Annotated in this window: 15 protein-coding genes and 1 tRNA gene; 10 read left to right on the top strand and 6 right to left on the bottom strand. The window is 78.0% G+C overall.

Going from position 1 to position 15270, the window contains the following annotated elements:
* Positions 1-64: 64 nt before the first annotated feature.
* The gene (locus ITJ85_RS01835) at positions 65-919 is read right to left on the bottom strand and encodes a methylenetetrahydrofolate reductase (protein WP_217914654.1); all 855 of its coding nucleotides are present in this window, start codon (positions 917-919) and stop codon (positions 65-67) included.
* A gap of 87 nt (positions 920-1006) precedes the next feature.
* Here ITJ85_RS01835 and ITJ85_RS01830 point away from each other — a divergent pair, with 87 nt between their 5' ends.
* The gene (locus tag ITJ85_RS01830) at positions 1007-1450 is read left to right on the top strand and encodes a universal stress protein (RefSeq protein WP_217914653.1); all 444 of its coding nucleotides are present in this window, start codon (positions 1007-1009) and stop codon (positions 1448-1450) included.
* On the opposite strand, the gene ypfJ is transcribed toward ITJ85_RS01830, so the two are convergent.
* The gene (ypfJ, locus tag ITJ85_RS01825; RefSeq protein ID WP_217914652.1) at positions 1447-2325 is read right to left on the bottom strand and encodes a KPN_02809 family neutral zinc metallopeptidase; all 879 of its coding nucleotides are present in this window, start codon (positions 2323-2325) and stop codon (positions 1447-1449) included. The two genes, ITJ85_RS01830 and ypfJ, sit on opposite strands and share 4 nt — an antisense overlap.
* A gap of 80 nt (positions 2326-2405) precedes the next feature.
* On the opposite strand from ypfJ, the gene ITJ85_RS01820 reads away from it, so the two are divergent.
* Entirely contained in the window at positions 2406-4019 is a 1614-nt protein-coding gene (locus ITJ85_RS01820) for a methyltransferase (protein WP_217914651.1), read from the top strand.
* Complete coding sequence (locus ITJ85_RS01815; RefSeq protein WP_217914650.1) at positions 4016-4963, top strand: XamI family restriction endonuclease; 948 nt, start codon at positions 4016-4018, stop codon at positions 4961-4963. The genes ITJ85_RS01820 and ITJ85_RS01815 overlap by 4 nt, the downstream gene beginning before the upstream one ends.
* Here ITJ85_RS01815 and ITJ85_RS01810 read toward each other — a convergent pair.
* Together ITJ85_RS01810 and ITJ85_RS01805 are read right to left on the bottom strand one after the other, a co-directional pair.
* On the bottom strand, positions 4953-6179 hold the full coding sequence (locus ITJ85_RS01810; RefSeq protein ID WP_217914649.1) for an HD domain-containing phosphohydrolase: 1227 nt from the start codon (positions 6177-6179) through the stop codon (positions 4953-4955). The genes ITJ85_RS01815 and ITJ85_RS01810 overlap by 11 nt on opposite strands.
* A gap of 57 nt (positions 6180-6236) precedes the next feature.
* Positions 6237-6869 (bottom strand): TetR/AcrR family transcriptional regulator, encoded by a 633-nt coding sequence (locus ITJ85_RS01805; protein ID WP_217914648.1) that lies wholly within the window; start codon positions 6867-6869, stop codon positions 6237-6239.
* Between the two features lie 78 nt (positions 6870-6947).
* Between ITJ85_RS01805 and ITJ85_RS01800 the strand changes: the two genes are divergently transcribed.
* From ITJ85_RS01800 to ITJ85_RS01785, 4 genes are all read left to right on the top strand, one after another.
* Entirely contained in the window at positions 6948-7673 is a 726-nt protein-coding gene (locus tag ITJ85_RS01800) for an ABC transporter ATP-binding protein (protein WP_217914647.1), read from the top strand.
* Complete coding sequence (locus tag ITJ85_RS01795; protein WP_217914646.1) at positions 7670-8407, top strand: ABC transporter permease; 738 nt, start codon at positions 7670-7672, stop codon at positions 8405-8407. The genes ITJ85_RS01800 and ITJ85_RS01795 overlap by 4 nt, the downstream gene beginning before the upstream one ends.
* A 244-nt stretch (positions 8408-8651) precedes the next feature.
* Positions 8652-8724, top strand: a tRNA-Glu gene (locus ITJ85_RS01790).
* Between the two features lie 131 nt (positions 8725-8855).
* The gene (locus tag ITJ85_RS01785; RefSeq protein ID WP_217914645.1) at positions 8856-10442 is read left to right on the top strand and encodes a hypothetical protein; all 1587 of its coding nucleotides are present in this window, start codon (positions 8856-8858) and stop codon (positions 10440-10442) included.
* Positions 10443-10463: 21 nt separating this feature from the next.
* Here the strand turns inward: ITJ85_RS01785 and ITJ85_RS01780 are convergent, their stop codons facing one another.
* The gene (locus ITJ85_RS01780; protein ID WP_217914644.1) at positions 10464-11186 is read right to left on the bottom strand and encodes a hypothetical protein; all 723 of its coding nucleotides are present in this window, start codon (positions 11184-11186) and stop codon (positions 10464-10466) included.
* 258 nt (positions 11187-11444) lie between these two features.
* On the opposite strand from ITJ85_RS01780, the gene ITJ85_RS01775 reads away from it, so the two are divergent.
* Positions 11445-12641: an MFS transporter gene (locus ITJ85_RS01775; protein ID WP_217914643.1), complete on the top strand. Its 1197-nt coding sequence runs from the start codon at positions 11445-11447 to the stop codon at positions 12639-12641.
* On the opposite strand, the gene ITJ85_RS01770 is transcribed toward ITJ85_RS01775, so the two are convergent.
* The gene (locus tag ITJ85_RS01770; RefSeq protein ID WP_217914642.1) at positions 12557-13027 is read right to left on the bottom strand and encodes a winged helix-turn-helix transcriptional regulator; all 471 of its coding nucleotides are present in this window, start codon (positions 13025-13027) and stop codon (positions 12557-12559) included. The genes ITJ85_RS01775 and ITJ85_RS01770 overlap by 85 nt on opposite strands.
* 64 nt (positions 13028-13091) lie before the next feature.
* On the opposite strand from ITJ85_RS01770, the gene ITJ85_RS01765 reads away from it, so the two are divergent.
* Entirely contained in the window at positions 13092-14027 is a 936-nt protein-coding gene (locus tag ITJ85_RS01765) for an LLM class flavin-dependent oxidoreductase (RefSeq protein WP_217914641.1), read from the top strand.
* 10 nt (positions 14028-14037) lie between these two features.
* Entirely contained in the window at positions 14038-14955 is a 918-nt protein-coding gene (locus tag ITJ85_RS01760; protein ID WP_217914640.1) for a DUF5996 family protein, read from the top strand.
* The last annotated feature ends 315 nt before the right edge of the window (positions 14956-15270 follow it).

The following is a 15270-nucleotide window of genomic DNA, read 5'->3' as shown; positions in this document are numbered from 1 at the left end:
CCGTCCGTCGGATGACAGGTGTGGCTGGGCCGTGGGTTCCCCGCCGCGGGGGAGGCGAACCGCCTCACGTGCCGAGATTCCGCCAGATTCTGCGAACCGATTCCGCCCGGTTGAGCGTGTAGAGGTGCAGGCCGGGGGCGCCGGCGTCGCGCAGGCGCAGGCACAGGTCGGTCGCGACCTCCACGCCCAGGTCGGCCACGGCGGCGGGGTCGTCGCCCACCCGCTCGAGGGCGGCGGCGAGGGCGGGCGGGATGACCGTGCCGTTCATGGCGGCCATCCGCCGCAGGCCGGCCACGCTGACGATCGGCATCACGCCGGGGACGACCGGCCGGTCGCAGCCCAGGGCGGCGAGCTCGTCGAGCATCCGCTCGTACGCCTCCACGCGGAAGAAGAACTGCGTCACGGCGAAGTCGGCCGCCGTCAGCTTCGCGGCGAGGTGACGCCGGTCGCTGGCCCGGTCGGCCGAGCGCGGGTGCAGGTCGGGGTGGGCCGCGACGCCGACGCCGAAGCCGCCGCCGTGCTCGCGGATCACCTCGACGAGCTCGATGGCGTGGCGGAAGTCGCCGCCGGGGTCGCTGCCGTCGGCCGGCGGGTCACCGCCCAGCGCGAGGATGTTGCAGACCCCGGCCGCGGCGTAGGCGTCGAGCAGCCGCGTGATGTCGCCGCGGGTGTGCCCGACGCACGTCAGGTGGGCCATGGTGGGGAACGGCTCCCGCGCGTTCATCTCGATCACGATCTCGCGCGTGCGGCTCTGGGTGGAGCCGAGGGCGCCGTACGTGACGGAGGCGAACGACGGGCCGAGCGGGGCCAGGTCGGCGAGCGCCGCGCCGAACTGCTCCTCCGCCTGGGGGGTCCGCGGCGGGAAGAACTCGAGCGACCGCGTCGGCCCGGCGGCGATGAGGTCACCGATCAGGGTCATCGTCGTGCCAGGTTACGGAGCGGCGCCGCCGGGTGCCGCGGGGACGCGTAGGCTCGGGACACCTGCCCACCGCGACCGGGACCGGAGATGACGACCGCCTACCACCACATCGCGTGCTGCCTCGACGACTCGGACGCCGCGCGCCGCGCGCTCGAGGAGGCGCGGCGGCTGCGCGCGATCGGCGAGGGGCGCCTGAGCCTCGTGCACGTCGCGCAGTTCCCGCTCCCGTACGCGATCGGCTTCGGCGCGCCCCAGCCGAACCCGGCCGACCTGCTCGACGCCGCCCGCGGCTGGCTGGAGGAGACGGCCGCCGACGTGCCCGAGGCGTCGCCGGTGCTGCTGGAGGGCTACCCGCCGGCCGAGACGTGCGCCTGGGCGGCCGACAACGCCGTGGACCTGATCATCTGCGCCGCCCACCGCAGCCTGCCGCAGCGGCTCGCGCTGGGCTCCTTCGCCCACTACATGGTCAACCACGCGCCCTGCCCGGTGCTCGTGCTGCGCGCCCGTCCGCAGGCCGAGGGACGCCGCTAGACAGCCCCGGAGAACGTGTCGCAGGCGGCGAGCTCGCCGCCCTCGAACCCGCGCAGGAACCAGCGCGCGCGCTGCTCCGAGGTGCCGTGGGTGAAGGCGTCGGGGTCCACGCCGCCGCCCGCCTGCGCCTGGATGCGGTCGTCCCCGACCGCCGACGCCGCGGCCAGCCCCTCCTGCAGGTCGCCCTCCTCCAGGCGCCCCGCGTCGTAGGCCGAGCGGCCCCAGATGCCGGCGAGGCAGTCGGCCTGCAGCTCCAGGCGCACCGACAGCTCGTTGGCGCGGCCCGGGTCGCGCGCCTGCTCGCGCGAGACCTGCGGCATGATCCCGAGCACGTTCTGCACGTGGTGGCCGAACTCGTGGGCGATCACGTACGCCTGGGCGAAGTCGCCGGGGGCGCCGAAGCGGTCGCGCAGCTCCCGGAAGAAGGCCAGGTCGAGGTACACGCCGCGGTCGGCCGGGCAGTAGAACGGCCCGGTCGCCGACGATGCGGCGCCGCAGCCGGTGCGCACGCCGCCGGTGAAGAGGCGCAGGCGCGTGCGGTCGTAGGGGCGACCGGCCCTCGCGAAGGACCGCTCCCACGAGTCCTGCACGTCGCCGACCACGAAGGTGACGAAGCCCACCAGCTCCTCGTCGGGGTCGGGCGCGCCCGCCGCCATGGAGCCCTGGGGGGCGGCCGGCGCGGTGGGGAAGCCGTCCAGGCTCGCGTCCGGGCTGAACGCGCCGCCGCCGCCGCCGAGGAAGGTCACCAGCAGGGCGACGACGATCCCGACCAGGCCCAGGCCGCCGAGGCCGCCGCCGACCCGCCCGCCGGGGATCCCCCCGCGGCCGCGCAGGTCTTCGACGTCGCCCCCGCCCGAGCCCCGTCGCCACCGCATGCGACCCGCCTCCGCCTCGCCGCCGGGGCGCGAGTCTATGTCGGCCGGGGCCGTCCGCGCCCGGCCATACCCTCCGGGGCGTGACCGCCCCGCACGAGATCGCGATCCCGGATGAGGCCGCGCTCGTGGCGGCCGCCGTCGCGCTCGGCGCGGCCGAGGTGCCCGGCTGGTCGGACGAGGAGGACGCGCTCGCCCGCGCCTGCCCCGCCCCGGCGCCGTCGCGAGGCGCGACGGCCGCCCTGCGCGCCGCGATCGCCGCCGGCGACGACCCCCTCGGCGAGGCGTTCTGCCGCCTGCGCGGACCGGAGCGGCGACGGCCCGACGGGGCGACCTACACCCCCGCGCCGATCGTGGAGTCGATGGTGCGTTGGGCGGCGGCGGGCGCGCGGCCAGAGCGGGTGGTCGACCCAGGCGCGGGCTCCGGCCGCTTCGCCGTGGCGGCCGCCCGCGCCATGCCGCGGGCCCGCGTCGTGGCGGTGGAGCGCGACCCGCTCGCCGCGCTCGCGTGCCGCGCCCACCTGGCGGCGGCCGGGCTCGCCGGCCGGGCGCGGGTCGTGGCCGCCGACTACCGCACCGCCGACCTGGGCGACGCCGGCGGGCGCACGCTGTTCCTCGGCAACCCGCCCTACGTGCGCCACCACCAGATCCCGGCGGGCTGGAAGGAGTGGCTGGCGCTCACCGCGCGGGCGCACGGGCTGGAGGCGAGCCGCCTGGCGGGCCTGCACGTGCACTTCTTCCTGGCGACCGCCGTGCGGGGGCGCCCGGGCGACGGCGGCGCGTTCATCACCTCCTCCGAGTGGCTCGACACGAACTACGGCCGCCTGGTGCGCGAGCTGCTGCTGGGCCCGCTCGGCGGCGAGGCCGTGCACGTGGTCGAGCCCACGGCCACGCCCTTCGAGGACGCCGCCGTGACCGCGGCGATCACCTGCTTCCACGTCGGCCGGCGCCGCGGGCCGCTGCGCCTGCGCCGGGTGGCGAGCGTGGGCGAGCTCGGCGCCCTGACCGGCGGCGTGCCGGTGGCCGCCGAGCGCCTCGCCGAGGCGCGCCGCTGGAGCCCGCTCACGCGCGCCGCGCGCGCCGTGCCCCCGGGGCACGTGGAGCTGGGCGACCTCTGCCGCGTCCACCGGGGGGCCGTCACCGGGCGCAACGCCACCTGGGTGGTGCGGCCCGGGCAGGCCGACCTGCCCGAGGCGGTCCTCTTCCCCGCCGTCACCCGCGCCCGCGAGATCTTCGACGCCGGCCCGCGGCTCGAGCGCACGGACCACCTGCGGCTGGTGGTCGACCTGCCCGCCGACCTCGACCGCCTCGACGCCGCCGAGCGCCGGCGCGTGGAGCGTTTCCTGCGCCGGGCGCGCCGCGACGGCGCCCACGACGGCTACATCGCCCGCGCTCGGCGGGCGTGGTGGTCGGTGGGCCTGCGCTCGGCCGCGCCGATCCTCGCCACCTACATGGCCCGCCGCCCGCCGGCCTTCACCCGCAACCTGGCCGGCGCCCGCCACATCAACATCGCGCACGGCCTCTACCCGCGCGTGGAGCTGCCGGACGAGGTGGTCGAGCGCCTCGTTGCGGCGCTGCGCCGTACGGTCAGCGTGGAGGACGGACGCACCTACGCCGGCGGGCTCACCAAGTTCGAGCCGCGGGAGATGGAGCGCCTGGCGATCCCCGACCCCTTCGCCCTCGAGCACGCGGCGTGACCGGCCACTTCACGCCGCCGCCGCGCTGGAGCACCGAACGGCTGGAGGGCGACGCCGCCGCGGCGGTCGAGAGCTTCCGGCGCGAGCGGGAGGGCGAGCCGCTCGAGCAGTACCTCGGCCACCTGGACGAGTGCCTCGGCACGGTGGAGGAGCTCATCGAGCTGACGGTCGACCTCGCCCAGCTGCAGGAGCGCGCCATGGAGGTGGTCACCGAGCCGGCGCTGCTCGAGGCGCTGCGCTTCACGGCCGGGCCGTTCATCTCGGTCGACGACCTGCGGGTGATCGCGCGCACCACGCTGGCGCCCACCCGTCTGCGGGCCGACCCGGAGGCCGCGGCCCGCATCGTCGACAGCGTGCTGCTCGGCATCGACCGGCGGCGGTTCCCCTGGGTGGCCGAGGGCCGCGAGCCCGGCGAGGCCGAGCGCGGGGCCGCCGTGCTGGCGACCGCCGTGCTGATGGCCACCGAGCGCACGCGCACGCTGCGGCGCACCGAGGCCAAGCTCGGCCAGGAGGGCGCCGTCGCCGACGCGCTGCTCGCCGCCGGCTTCCGCCGGGTGGAGGCCCCGCGCGCCATACGCACCCTCGAGGATGCGCCCGGGCCGGGCGAGTTCTGCGCCGAGGTCGACTTCGGCGGCCGCAAGGCCGACCTGGTGGTGGGCCTCTGGGACCGGCGGCGCATGCCGCTCGAGTGCAAGGTGTCCAACTCGATGACCAACTCCTTCAAGCGGGTCAACAACGACGCCGCCGTGAAGGCGGTCGGCTGGCTGAAGGCGTTCGGCGAGGACCAGGTGGTGCCGGCCGCGGTGCTGTCGGGCGTCTTCAAGCCGGCCAACCTGGCGAGCGCGCAGGCCCGCGGGCTGACCCTGTTCTGGGCCCACCGCCTCCACGACCTCGTCGAGTGGGTGGGCGGCACCCGCCCGGAGGCGGCCGTCCTCAGGCCGTGACCGGCACGGCCGGCGCGAGCCCGCGCGCGGCCATCAGAACGAGGAAGGCGTCGGTGCAGCGCGGGCAGAACTGGCGGCCGCGGTCGGCGGCCACGCGGGCGAGCGCCTCGCGCGCGTCCATGCCACGGCGGTGGGGCCGGTCGCTGGTCATGGCGTCGTACGCGTCGACGACGGCCACCACGCGGGCGGCGAGCGGAATGTCCTCGCCGGCCAGGCCGTCGGGGTAGCCCCGGCCGTCCCAGCGCTCGTGGTGGTGGCGGACGACCGGCACGCACGGGCGCAGCCCGGGCACCTCGCCCACGATGCCCGCCCCGATGTCGGCGTGGCGGCGCATCTCGGCCATCTCCTCGTCGGTCAGCCGCCCGGGCTTGCCCAGCACGGCGTCGGCGACGCCGATCCTGCCGACGTCGTGCAGGCGGGCGCCCGAGCGCAGCGTCTCGAGCTCGCGCGCCCGCATGCCGAGCGCCCGGCCGAGCTCCACGGCGCCCTCGGCCACGCGGGTGAGGTGGGCGTCCGTCGCGCCGTCGCGCGCCTCGGCGGCGGTGGCCAGCGCGTGGATGGTCGCCGTGAACGACTCCTCCAGCCGGCGGGCGTCGCGCTGCTCGCGGGCGATCTCGCGCTGCATCGCCTCCACCAGCCGGCCGCTCAGCGCCGTGAGCGCCGCGTCGGCGCCGCGGTCGGGCGGCGGCAGCCCGGCGAGCGCGGCGGTCCAGCGGGCGGCGAGGGCGGCGTCGTGGCCGCGCAGGTAGTCGGCCACCCACCACGCGGCCCGGAGCGCGGCCCGCGGGTCGTACGTCCAGCCGGCGGCGCAGCGGCGGTCGCGGGTCGGCAGATCCTCGACGACGTCGCCCTCGTCGTCGCGCGCCACCAGCAGCGCCGCCTGCCCGCCGCCGCCGTAGACCAGCAGCACCCAGTCGCGCCAGAACGGGTCCGACGGGCCGACGCCGATCGCGGCGACCGGGCCGTCCCCCCGCGGGGACAGGCCCCCCGCGGCGACGACGGTCACCGCGCTCCACCGGGCGAGCTGCTCGTAGCGGCGGCGGTCGTGGGCGAAGAAGCGGGCCCGCTGGAAGCCGCCGAAGATCAGCGGCGGCCGGTTGCCGGCCTCCACGCCGCGGTCCTCCATCGCGTGCGACAGGGCGATCAGGGCGCGCTTGCCGAGGCGCGGCACGCCGCCGGTGCCCATGGGCAGGACCAGGTCGAGGAGCGGATCCACGATGGAGGGGATCGGCCCGCGCGCGCCCGCGGATGAGCGCAGCGGCGCGCGGTGTCGCTAGGCGCCGGCGGCGGGGGGGCGCAGCAGCCGCGCCAGGGCCTCCGCGGCGGCCACCGCCTCGGCCGCGACGCCGTCCCGCGCCACGGCGTCGCGCACCGCCGCCACGAGGAAGAGGCCGTGCCAGATCCAGGTCAGCAGCCCGGCGTCGACGTCGTCGCGCACCGCGCCCGCCGCCTGTCCGGCGTCGAGCGCCGCGCGCAGCGGGGCGCGCACCGAGTCGAACACCTCCCGCACCGCCCCGCCCACCTCGGGGTCGCCCGTCATCGAGATCGCGAGCAGCACCAGCCGGGCGGTGGTGGCGAACTCCTCCTCGGCGAGCCGCCCGGCGAGCGCGGCCGGCAGCGCCGCGACGGGGTCGGCGCCCGGGGGCGGCGCCAGCGCCCGCGAGGCGCCCACCCGGGCGCCGATCTCCTCGCGCAGCACGGCCAGCAGCAGGGCCTTCTTCGAGGCGAAGTGGCGGTAGAGGATGGCCTCGGAGCAGCCGGCCGCCCGCGCGATCGCGGCCGTGCCCGCGCCGTGGAAGCCGTGGCGGGCGAACTCGGCGCGGGCCGCGGCGAGGATCGCCGAGCGGCGCTCCGCGCCGGGCATGCGGGCCCGCCGCGCGGGTGCCTGGTCGTCGGCCGCGCTCATGGTTGCGATGTTAGCAGTCACTCACTACTCTCCGGGCAATACGAAGTGAGCGATCACTCGCATGGAGGAGGAGGCGTCATGCACGCGGTGGAGGTGCGCGGACTGCGGGTCGTCCGCGGCGGGCGCACGGTGCTGCCCGACCTGTCGCTCGACGTCCCGCGCGGGGCGGTCACCGGGCTGCTCGGCCCGAGCGGCAGCGGCAAGAGCACCCTGATGCGGTCGGTGGTCGGCGTGCAGCGCGTCGCCGGCGGCCGGGTGACGGTGCTCGGCCGGGCCGCGGGGTCGCCGGAGCTCCGCCGGCGGGTGGGGTACGTCACCCAGGCGCCCTCGGTGTACGACGACCTCACGGTGCGCGAGAACGTCGCCCACTTCGCGCGGCTGCTCGGCGCGCCCCGCGACGACGTCGACCGGGTGCTCGCCACGGTCGGCCTGGGCCCCGACGCCGGCCGGCTCGTCGGCCGCCTGTCCGGCGGCCAGCGCACGCGGGCCTCGCTGGCGGTGGCGCTGCTGGGCGACCCGCCGCTGCTGGTGCTCGACGAGCCGACGGTCGGCCTCGACCCCGTGCTGCGCCGGGACCTGTGGGCGACGTTCCACGCGCTCGCCGGGGCCGGCACGAGCCTGCTCGTCTCGAGCCACGTGATGGACGAGGCCGCCGAGTGCGACCTGCTGCTGCTGATGCGCGACGGCCGCCTGGTCGCGGCCGGGACGCCGGACGCGATCCGCGCCCGCACCGGCACCGACGACCTCGGCGAGGCGTTCCTGCGCCTGGTCGAGGCCGGCGCGGGGCCGGAGGTGACGGCATGAGCCCGCGCGCGACGCTCGCCACCGCCCACCGGGTGCTGCTGCAGCTGCGCCGCGACCCGCGCACCCTGGCGCTGCTCCTGGCCGTGCCCTGCCTGCTGATGGTGATCCTGCGCTACGCCTTCGACGGGCAGCCCGCCGCCTTCGCGCGGGTCGGCCCGCCGCTCGTCGGCCTGCTGCCGTTCACCACCATGTTCGTCGTCACCTCGATCGCGATGCTCCGGGAGCGCACCTCCGGGACGCTCGAGCGCCTCATGAGCATGCCGGTCGGCAAGCTCGACCTGCTCCTCGGGTACGCCATCGCCTTCGGCGCCGTCGCGGCCGTGCAGGTGGCCGCGGTGGCGGCCCTCACCCTCGGCCCGCTCGGGCTCGACGTCGACCGCTCCCCCGCGCTGCTCGTGGCGCTCGCCCTCGCGGACGCGCTGCTCGGCATGGCCCTCGGCCTGTTCGTCAGCGCCTTCGCCACCACGGAGTTCCAGGCCGTCCAGTTCATGCCGGCCGTGGTGCTGCCGCAGTTCCTCTTGTGCGGGCTGTTCGTCGCGCGCGACCGGATGGCCGGCTGGCTCGAGGTGGCCTCCGACCTGCTGCCGCTGACCTACGCCTACGACGCCCTCGCCCGCGCGACCGCGCCCGGGGCGCTCGGCGGGCGCTTCGCCGTCGACGTCGTCGTGGTGGTCGGCGTGATGCTCGGCGCCCTCGCCCTGGGCGCCCTCACGATGCGCCGGCGGAGCCCCTGACGGCCACCTCGCGGGCGAGGTGGCCGACGTCCGCGGATGGGGCTATCGTGCCCGTACCACGGAAAGGAGGTGGTCCTATTGCATAGCACCAGTGGAGGTGGCAGTAGCTAGGGGCGTCCCCCCGACGCGCAGCTGCAGCGAGGGGGAGTCCACGACGCCCCTCAGCCAAACCTCTTCTGCCACCGGGGCCCGGGGCGGCGTGCCAGCCGCTCCGGGCCCTCCTTTCGTGGAGGCAGGCCTCCGCGCCCCCATCGTCTAGCGGCCGAGGACACCGCCCTTTCAAGGCGGCGGCACGGGTTCGAATCCCGTTGGGGGTATCCCTGATGGAGCACGGAGGCGCCCCGCCCGGGACGGCACGCCCGCCGGCGCTTGCCGCGCCTCGGGCGAGCCGACGAGAATGGCCGGCACACGGTCCTGCCGGGGAGCGCGGGTCATGGTCGATCGGCCGGTGACGCGGTGGCGCAGGTCGGGAGCGGCCCTCGCCGGCGTGGCGGCGTGGGCGGTGGCGGCGCCGGTCGCCGTGGCGGCGTGGTCCGCGCCGCAGGATCTGGTGCCGGTGCGCACCCCGACGGACGGTCATCGAGCCCTCGCCGTCGATGCGCGCGGCACCGCGCTCGCGCTGCTCGACCACGGCGACCCGCTGCGATACGCCGAGCAGGCGGCGGACGGCGCGTGGACGAGGCCGCGGTCGCTGGGACCCGCCTTCGGCGCGCAGCTCGTGACGACGCCCCAGGGAGCCCTGGTGGTATGGACGGACGGCGCCGCGGGCGCCGCCGCGGTCCGCGCGGCGTCGCGCGGCCTCGAGGGCGTGTGGTCGGCGCCGGCCGAGATCGGTCGCGCGCCGTCGCGCTACGCCGGCGTCCCGTACCTGTCGGCCGACGCGGCCGGCGACGCGGTCGCCGGCGTCGTCGACCGCGTGGACGCCCCGTACCCGTCGACCGTCCTCGCCCGGAGCGCGGGCGGGCCGTGGAGCCCGCTCGACCTGGGTCCGGTCGCGCCGTGGGCCCGGATCGTGGTCGACGACGCGGGTGCGATGACCGCCGTCTGGCGGGCCGACGCACCCGACGAGACGGCGGGCCGCGGCCGCCTGCGGCTCGCGCTCCGGCCCCCCGGGGGCGCGTTCGCCGAGGCCCCGTCCCCCACGGGGGAGGAGGCGGTCGCGCTCGTGGCGCTCGAGGGCTCCGCGCGGGGCGACGCGCTGCTCGTGGCGAGCCCTGACGGCCTCGGGCGTCGTGTGTGGCTCCGCCCGGCCGGCGGCGCCTTCGGGCCGCCGCAGACGATCCGCGGCGAGTTCTGGGGCGCCGGCGTCGCGGCGATGGGCGACGACGGGACGGCGGCGGTCGCCTGGCGGGCGCCGGCCCGCGGAGCCCCCGTCCGCGGCGACATCCGGGTGATGGTGCGCCCTCCGTCAGGGGGTTTCGGCGCGCCCGTCGTGATCGACGCGCCCTCGCCGCACGGCGCGGTGACCGGTCCGCTGGTCGCGGTCGGCGACGACGGCGCGGTGGTGGTGGCGTGGTCCGCGCTGCGCGCGAGCGGGCGCGGTCGCGCGGGCACCGTCTGGGCCGCGGTCCGCCCGCCCGGCGGGGCGTTCGGGCGCGCGGCGGTCCTGAACGACCGAGGCCTGCCGGCCTGGCTCCAGCGGGTGGCGGCGGGACCGCGCGCGGCCGCGGTCGTGACCTGGACCCAGTCGACCGGGCGCGGGTTCGCGCTGCAGGCGGCGCGCCACGAGCCGCGGCCCCTCATCGCGCGGCTGACCGCCGCGGCCCGGGCCGGCCGGGCGCGGGTCCGGATCGTGCTCGGGGAGCCGGCGTCCGTGACCGTCCGGCTGACGCGCCTCGGGCCGGCGGCGCGTGGCGTCGCCCGCCGATCGCGCAGCCTGCCGGCCGGCGCCTCGACGCTCGCCCTCGCCGGGAGGGCGCTGACCCGCGGGCACCACCGCGTCGAGGTGCGCGCCCGCTCGGCGCGCCGGGCGGCCGCCGCGAGCGCGCACCTGCGGGTGCCCGCCTCCTCCGGCGGGCCCCGAGCGGATCGCTGAGCGGGCGGTCGGGCCGGCCGCTCAGCGCAGGCGCGCGCGCACCGGCCGGCTGAGCGCGATGGCACGACCGGCGGCGTTCGATGCCGTCACCGCGCACCGGACGGACCTGCCGCTGATCGCCCGCGACACCTTCAGCGTGCGGCCGGCGACGGCCCGCCGGCCGGCGATGCGCCACCGGTAGGTGAACCGGGTCGGCGCCCCGGCCCACCGCCCGCGGGCGCAGACGAGCGTGCGCCCCCGGCGCGTGATCGCGGGCTTGCCGAGGGCGCGCGGCGTCACCGCCGCGCCGGCGACCGCCACGGTGAGCGAGGCCGACGCCATCGTCTCGACGCCCTCGTGCAGGTAGCCGCACAGGATGAAGCGGCCGGGCACGCGGGGGGTGTACGCGACGGGGATGGTGAACGCGCCCGAGGCCTGCACGGCGAGGGCCACCGTGTCGCCGCCCTGGGCGGCCGCGGCATACGAGAGCTGCAGCGCGTTGCCGAAGGTCGCCGGGCAGGCGGCCACGACGCCGGTCGGGATCGCGTAGACGTTGAGGTACCGGTTGAGGAACACGTCGTCCGGCACGACCCCGGACGCGGTCAGCACGCTCGGCGCGCCGACGACCGCGGTCGGCGGGCCGGCGAGGGTGAGCGAGTGGCCGGCCTGGCCGACGGCGGGCGCGGCGGTGGCGGCGAGCACGGCGAGGGCGAGGGCGCCCGGGCGGAGGGGACCTGCGGCGGGGCGGCGGACGGGAACGGGCACGGCGGCCTCCGGACGATGCGGCGGGGATGGCGTCCGCGGTCCCGCGTTTGCGGGCGGGGGCCGCGCGACGGCGCGATCATACGGTCGGCGCCCGCGCGCCGGCACGGACCCGTGTCGCCCGGCGCCCGGCGCCGCGCCCCGCCGGGCGCGCGGGTCCCCGCGGCGGTGCCGCCGTACAGTTGCGCGGCCGCCGCCACGCCGAGCCGGGAGCACGTGGACCACAGCACGCCGCGCACGTCGACCCGAACCCACGCCCTCATGGCCGTGCCGACCTTCGGGTTCGCGCTGGCCGCGACGACCGTCGGCACCTACCTGCCGGTCATCGTCGCCGACAGCGCCGGCTCGCCGACGGCGATCGCCGCGCTCATCGCGATCGAGGGCCTGCTGGCGCTGGTGCTGCCGGTGCTGATCGGGGCGCGCTCTGACCGCCTGGTGACGCCCATCGGCGGCCGCCTGCCGTTCGTGGTGGGCGGCGTGCCCGTGATGGCGCTGACCCTGGTGCTGCTCGGCTTCCAGCACACGCTCGGCCCGGCGGTCGCCCTGGTGGTGCTGCTGTTCGGCGCCTACTACGTCGCCTACGAGCCCTACCGCACCCTCTACCCCGACCTGGTCCCGGCGGCCGACGCGGGCCGCTCGCAGAGCGCGCAGGCGGTCGCGCGGGGGGTGGGCACCGCGCTCGCGCTGGTCGGCGGCGGGCTGCTGCTGGCGGTCGCCGACCCGGCCCCCTTCGTCGTCGCGGCGGCCGTGCTGCTGGCGACCACGGCGACCTTCACGGCCACGCTGCTGCGCCGACGCCGCGGGCGCCTGCAGCAGGACCCGGCCGACGCCGAGACCGCCGGCGGCGCGTTCCGGTCGGTCGGCCGCATCCTGCGCACGACGCCCGGCCTGCGCGCCTTCTTCGCCGCCAACGCCCTGTGGGAGGCCGCGCTCGCCGCGATCCGGACCTTCGTGGTGCTGTGGGTCACCGCCGGGCTCGGCCTGAGCCTGGTGGCGACCGCCGGCGTGATCGGCGCGGCAGGCGTGTGCGTACTCGTGGGCGCGGCGTTCGCGGGGCGGCTCGCGGACCGCTTCGGCACCCGGCGGGTGATGCGGTTCACGGCGCTGACGTACGGCGCGCCGATGATCGTCCCGTTCCTCTCGGACGAGCCCGCCCTGCTGGTGCCGATGATCCCGCTCATCTCCGCGAGCGCGGGGATCATGATGGCGCTGCCCTACGCGATGCTCATCCCCATGATGCCGCGCGCGGGGCACGGCCTGCTGACCGGCGTCTACAGCATGAGCCGCGGGGTCGGCATCGTGGTCGGCCCGCTGCTGGCGGGCGCCGCGATCGAAGCCCAGCGCGCCCTGGGCGCGCCGCTCGGGACCGTCGCCTACTCGGCCCTCTGGCTGGTGGCCGGGGCGCTGCTGCTGGTGAGCGTGCCGCTGCTGTCGGGGGTGCGCGGGCGCGCGTCGTAGGCGGCCCGCGCCTCGCCGATCGCGCCGCGGTGGGCGCGCGTCCATGCGACGAGGGGGGTGACCGCGTCCAGCAGCGAGGCGCCGAGCGGGGTGAGCTCGTAGTCGACCTGCGGCGGGACGACGGCGTGCACCGTGCGCAGCACGAGGCCGTCGCGCTCCAGTCGCCGCAGCGTGAGCGTCAGCATCCGCTGGCTGATCCCCTCGATGTGGCGCAGCAGCTCGGTGAACCGCTTGGTGCCGTCGCCGAGCAGCTCCACCACGAGCAGCGACCACTTGTCGCCCAGCCGGTCGAGCAGCTCACGCAGCTCGCAGGCCCGGGTGGCGGCGACCGGCGCCGGCCCGGTTCCCCCGCTGTGCCCCGGTGACCGCGATGTGCCGTCTTCCATCGCGCCACACAGTGCCCGAGGATGGTGTCGGTTACAAGAGGGAACCGACCAGACGGAGGAGAACATGGATCTGGGCATCTTCCTGCCGACGATGGCGCCGCGGGGCGCCGCGGTCGGGGACGTCGTGGCGGCCGCCCGCCACGCCGAACGCCTGGGCTTCGAGTCGGTCTGGGCGGTCGACCAGCTCGTGGCCGGGACCGGCGTGCCGATCATGGACAGCACCGTCGCCCTCGCCGCGGCGGCCGCGGCGACCACCACCGTCGGCATCGGGTACGGGGTGCTCGTGCTCCCGCTGCGCCCGGCCGCCTGGGCGGCCAAGCAGGCGGCGTCGCTGCAGCTGGTGTCGGGCGGGCGGCTGCTGCTGGGCGTCGGCGTGGGCGGCGAGCGCCACGCCCGGTCGTGGGACGCCGCCGGGGTGCCGCGGCGCGAGCGGGGGCGCCGCACGGACGCCGCGCTCGGCGCGCTGCCGGCATGGATCGCGGGCGACGAGGCGCTCGTCGGCGGCCGGCCCGTCCGGCTGGCGCCAGGCGTGCCGCGGCCGCCGGTGCTCGTGGGCGGCGCGGGCGAGGCGGCGCTCGCGCGGGCGGTCGCGCACGGCGACGGCTGGTTCGGCCTGCCGCTGCCGCCGGCGCGGCTGGCCGCCACCGTGGGGCGCCTGCGCGAGCTGGCGGACACGGCCGGGCGGACGCCGCCGTCGGTCACCGGCAGCGCCATGGTGGCGATGGAGGGCGACCCGGCCGTGCCCGGCGACGCCGCCCTGGCGCGCATCCTGACCGACCCGGACGGCCTGTTCGGCATGCCCGCCGAGGCGCTGCCGGGGATGGTCCTGCGCACCCCGCGGGCGCTGGCCGAGCGGCTGGCCACCTGGGCCGGTCTCGGCGCCCGGCGGGTCGTGCTGACGGTGGCCGGCGGCGACTGGGCCCGCCAGGCCGAGCTCGTGGCCGTGGCCGCGGCCGCGGCCGGCGCGCCGGAGGCGCGCGCGGGCGCCGAGCGGGGATAGCATCGGCGCGATGCCGGAGTGGCCGTCACTGCCGCCCTACGAGGTCTGGCGCGCGACCTGCGACACCCTGCACGCCCACACGCAGCTGCTCGGCAAGCTGGCCGTGGCGCTCGCCCCGCCCGAGCCGCAGCTCCAACACGCGGCGCTGCGCCTCACCGCGCGGGGCTGGGAGACCCTGCCGCTGCCCGCCCCCGACGGCTCGGGGGCGGTCGTGGTCGCCCTCGATCTGCACCGCCACGAGGCGGTCGCCGAGCACAGCGGCGGCGGCGAGCGACGGGTGGGCCTGCCGGGGCGCTCCGTGGGCGAGGTCACGCGGACGGTGCTCGCCGGCCTGCGCGAGCTGGCGGGCGACGTGCGGATCAACCCGACGCCGCAGGAGGTCCCCTGGACCGTGCCGCTCGACGAGGACGACGAGCACGCCTCCTACGACCCGGACGAGGTCGCCGCCTACTTCGCCGTGGCTACGCGGGCGGCGCTCGCGCTGGCCGCGTTCCGCGCGCCGTACCGCGGCCGCTCCACGCCGGTCAACGCGTGGTGGGGCTCCTTCGACCTGGCGGTCAACCTCTTCTCCGGCGACCCCGCGGCGCCGCCCTCCGACGACTTCATCATGCGCAACGCGATGGACGCCCAGGAGGTGGCCGTCGGGTGGTGGCCGGGCGACGCCCGGTACGGCAGGCCGGCCCTCTACGGCTACGCCCACCCCGCGCCGCCCGACTTCCCCGGCGCGACGCTCGCGCCGCCGGCCGCCCGGTGGGACGACGACCTGGGCGAGTACCTGCTCGACTGGGACGACGTGCTGGCTGCGCCCGACCCCGCCGCCGCGGTCCTCGCCTTCGCCCGCACCCTCTTCCGCCACGCCTGTGAGACGTGCGGCTGGGACCCCGCCTTCCCCGCGAGCACCGAGGGGACCCCGCCGCCGGTGCGCTGAGCGGCGGGGTCCCTCGGGCGGGTGCCCGCCGCTCGCTCTGCCGGACGCCCGCCGCTCACTTGGGCGGACGCCCGTCGCTCACTTGGGCGTACGCCCATCGCTCACGTGGCCTGGCGCCTGCCGCCCACCTGGGCGCGGGCCCGGCGCTCACCCCGCCGCGGGGCCCCACTTGGGCGGACGCCCGCCGCTCACTTGGGCGGAGCCCCGCCGCTCACTTGGGCGGAGCCCCGTCGCTCACTTGGGCGGAAGCGAGGCGGCGCGGGGCGTCGCCTCCGTGCGCCGGCCGGCGGCGGGCCGGCGCGCCGCGCTAGCCTC

Origin of the sequence: Miltoncostaea marina, assembly GCF_018141525.1 — a bacterium.
In the GTDB taxonomy this organism is placed as follows: Bacteria; Actinomycetota; Thermoleophilia; order Miltoncostaeales; family Miltoncostaeaceae; genus Miltoncostaea; species Miltoncostaea marina.
Note: the sequence above shows the minus strand (reverse complement) of the source record. Positions and strands in the feature narration are given on the sequence as shown.

What these genes read in the sequence shown, in the direction of transcription:
- ITJ85_RS01760 (WP_217914640.1), top strand. Translation starts at nt 14,038, where the DNA reads ATGCCGGAGTGGCCGTCACTGCCGCCCTACGAGGTCTGGCGCGCGACC.
- ITJ85_RS01795 (WP_217914646.1), top strand. Translation starts at nt 7,670, where the DNA reads ATGAGCCCGCGCGCGACGCTCGCCACCGCCCACCGGGTGCTGCTGCAG.
- ITJ85_RS01830 (WP_217914653.1), top strand. Translation starts at nt 1,007, where the DNA reads ATGACGACCGCCTACCACCACATCGCGTGCTGCCTCGACGACTCGGAC.
- ITJ85_RS01775 (WP_217914643.1), top strand. Translation starts at nt 11,445, where the DNA reads ATGGCCGTGCCGACCTTCGGGTTCGCGCTGGCCGCGACGACCGTCGGC.
- ITJ85_RS01800 (WP_217914647.1), top strand. Translation starts at nt 6,948, where the DNA reads ATGCACGCGGTGGAGGTGCGCGGACTGCGGGTCGTCCGCGGCGGGCGC.
- ypfJ (WP_217914652.1), bottom strand. Translation starts at nt 2,325, where the DNA reads ATGCGGTGGCGACGGGGCTCGGGCGGGGGCGACGTCGAAGACCTGCGC.
- ITJ85_RS01835 (WP_217914654.1), bottom strand. Translation starts at nt 919, where the DNA reads ATGACCCTGATCGGTGACCTCATCGCCGCCGGGCCGACGCGGTCGCTC.
- ITJ85_RS01765 (WP_217914641.1), top strand. Translation starts at nt 13,092, where the DNA reads ATGGATCTGGGCATCTTCCTGCCGACGATGGCGCCGCGGGGCGCCGCG.
- ITJ85_RS01805 (WP_217914648.1), bottom strand. Translation starts at nt 6,869, where the DNA reads ATGAGCGCGGCCGACGACCAGGCACCCGCGCGGCGGGCCCGCATGCCC.
- ITJ85_RS01770 (WP_217914642.1), bottom strand. Translation starts at nt 13,027, where the DNA reads ATGGAAGACGGCACATCGCGGTCACCGGGGCACAGCGGGGGAACCGGG.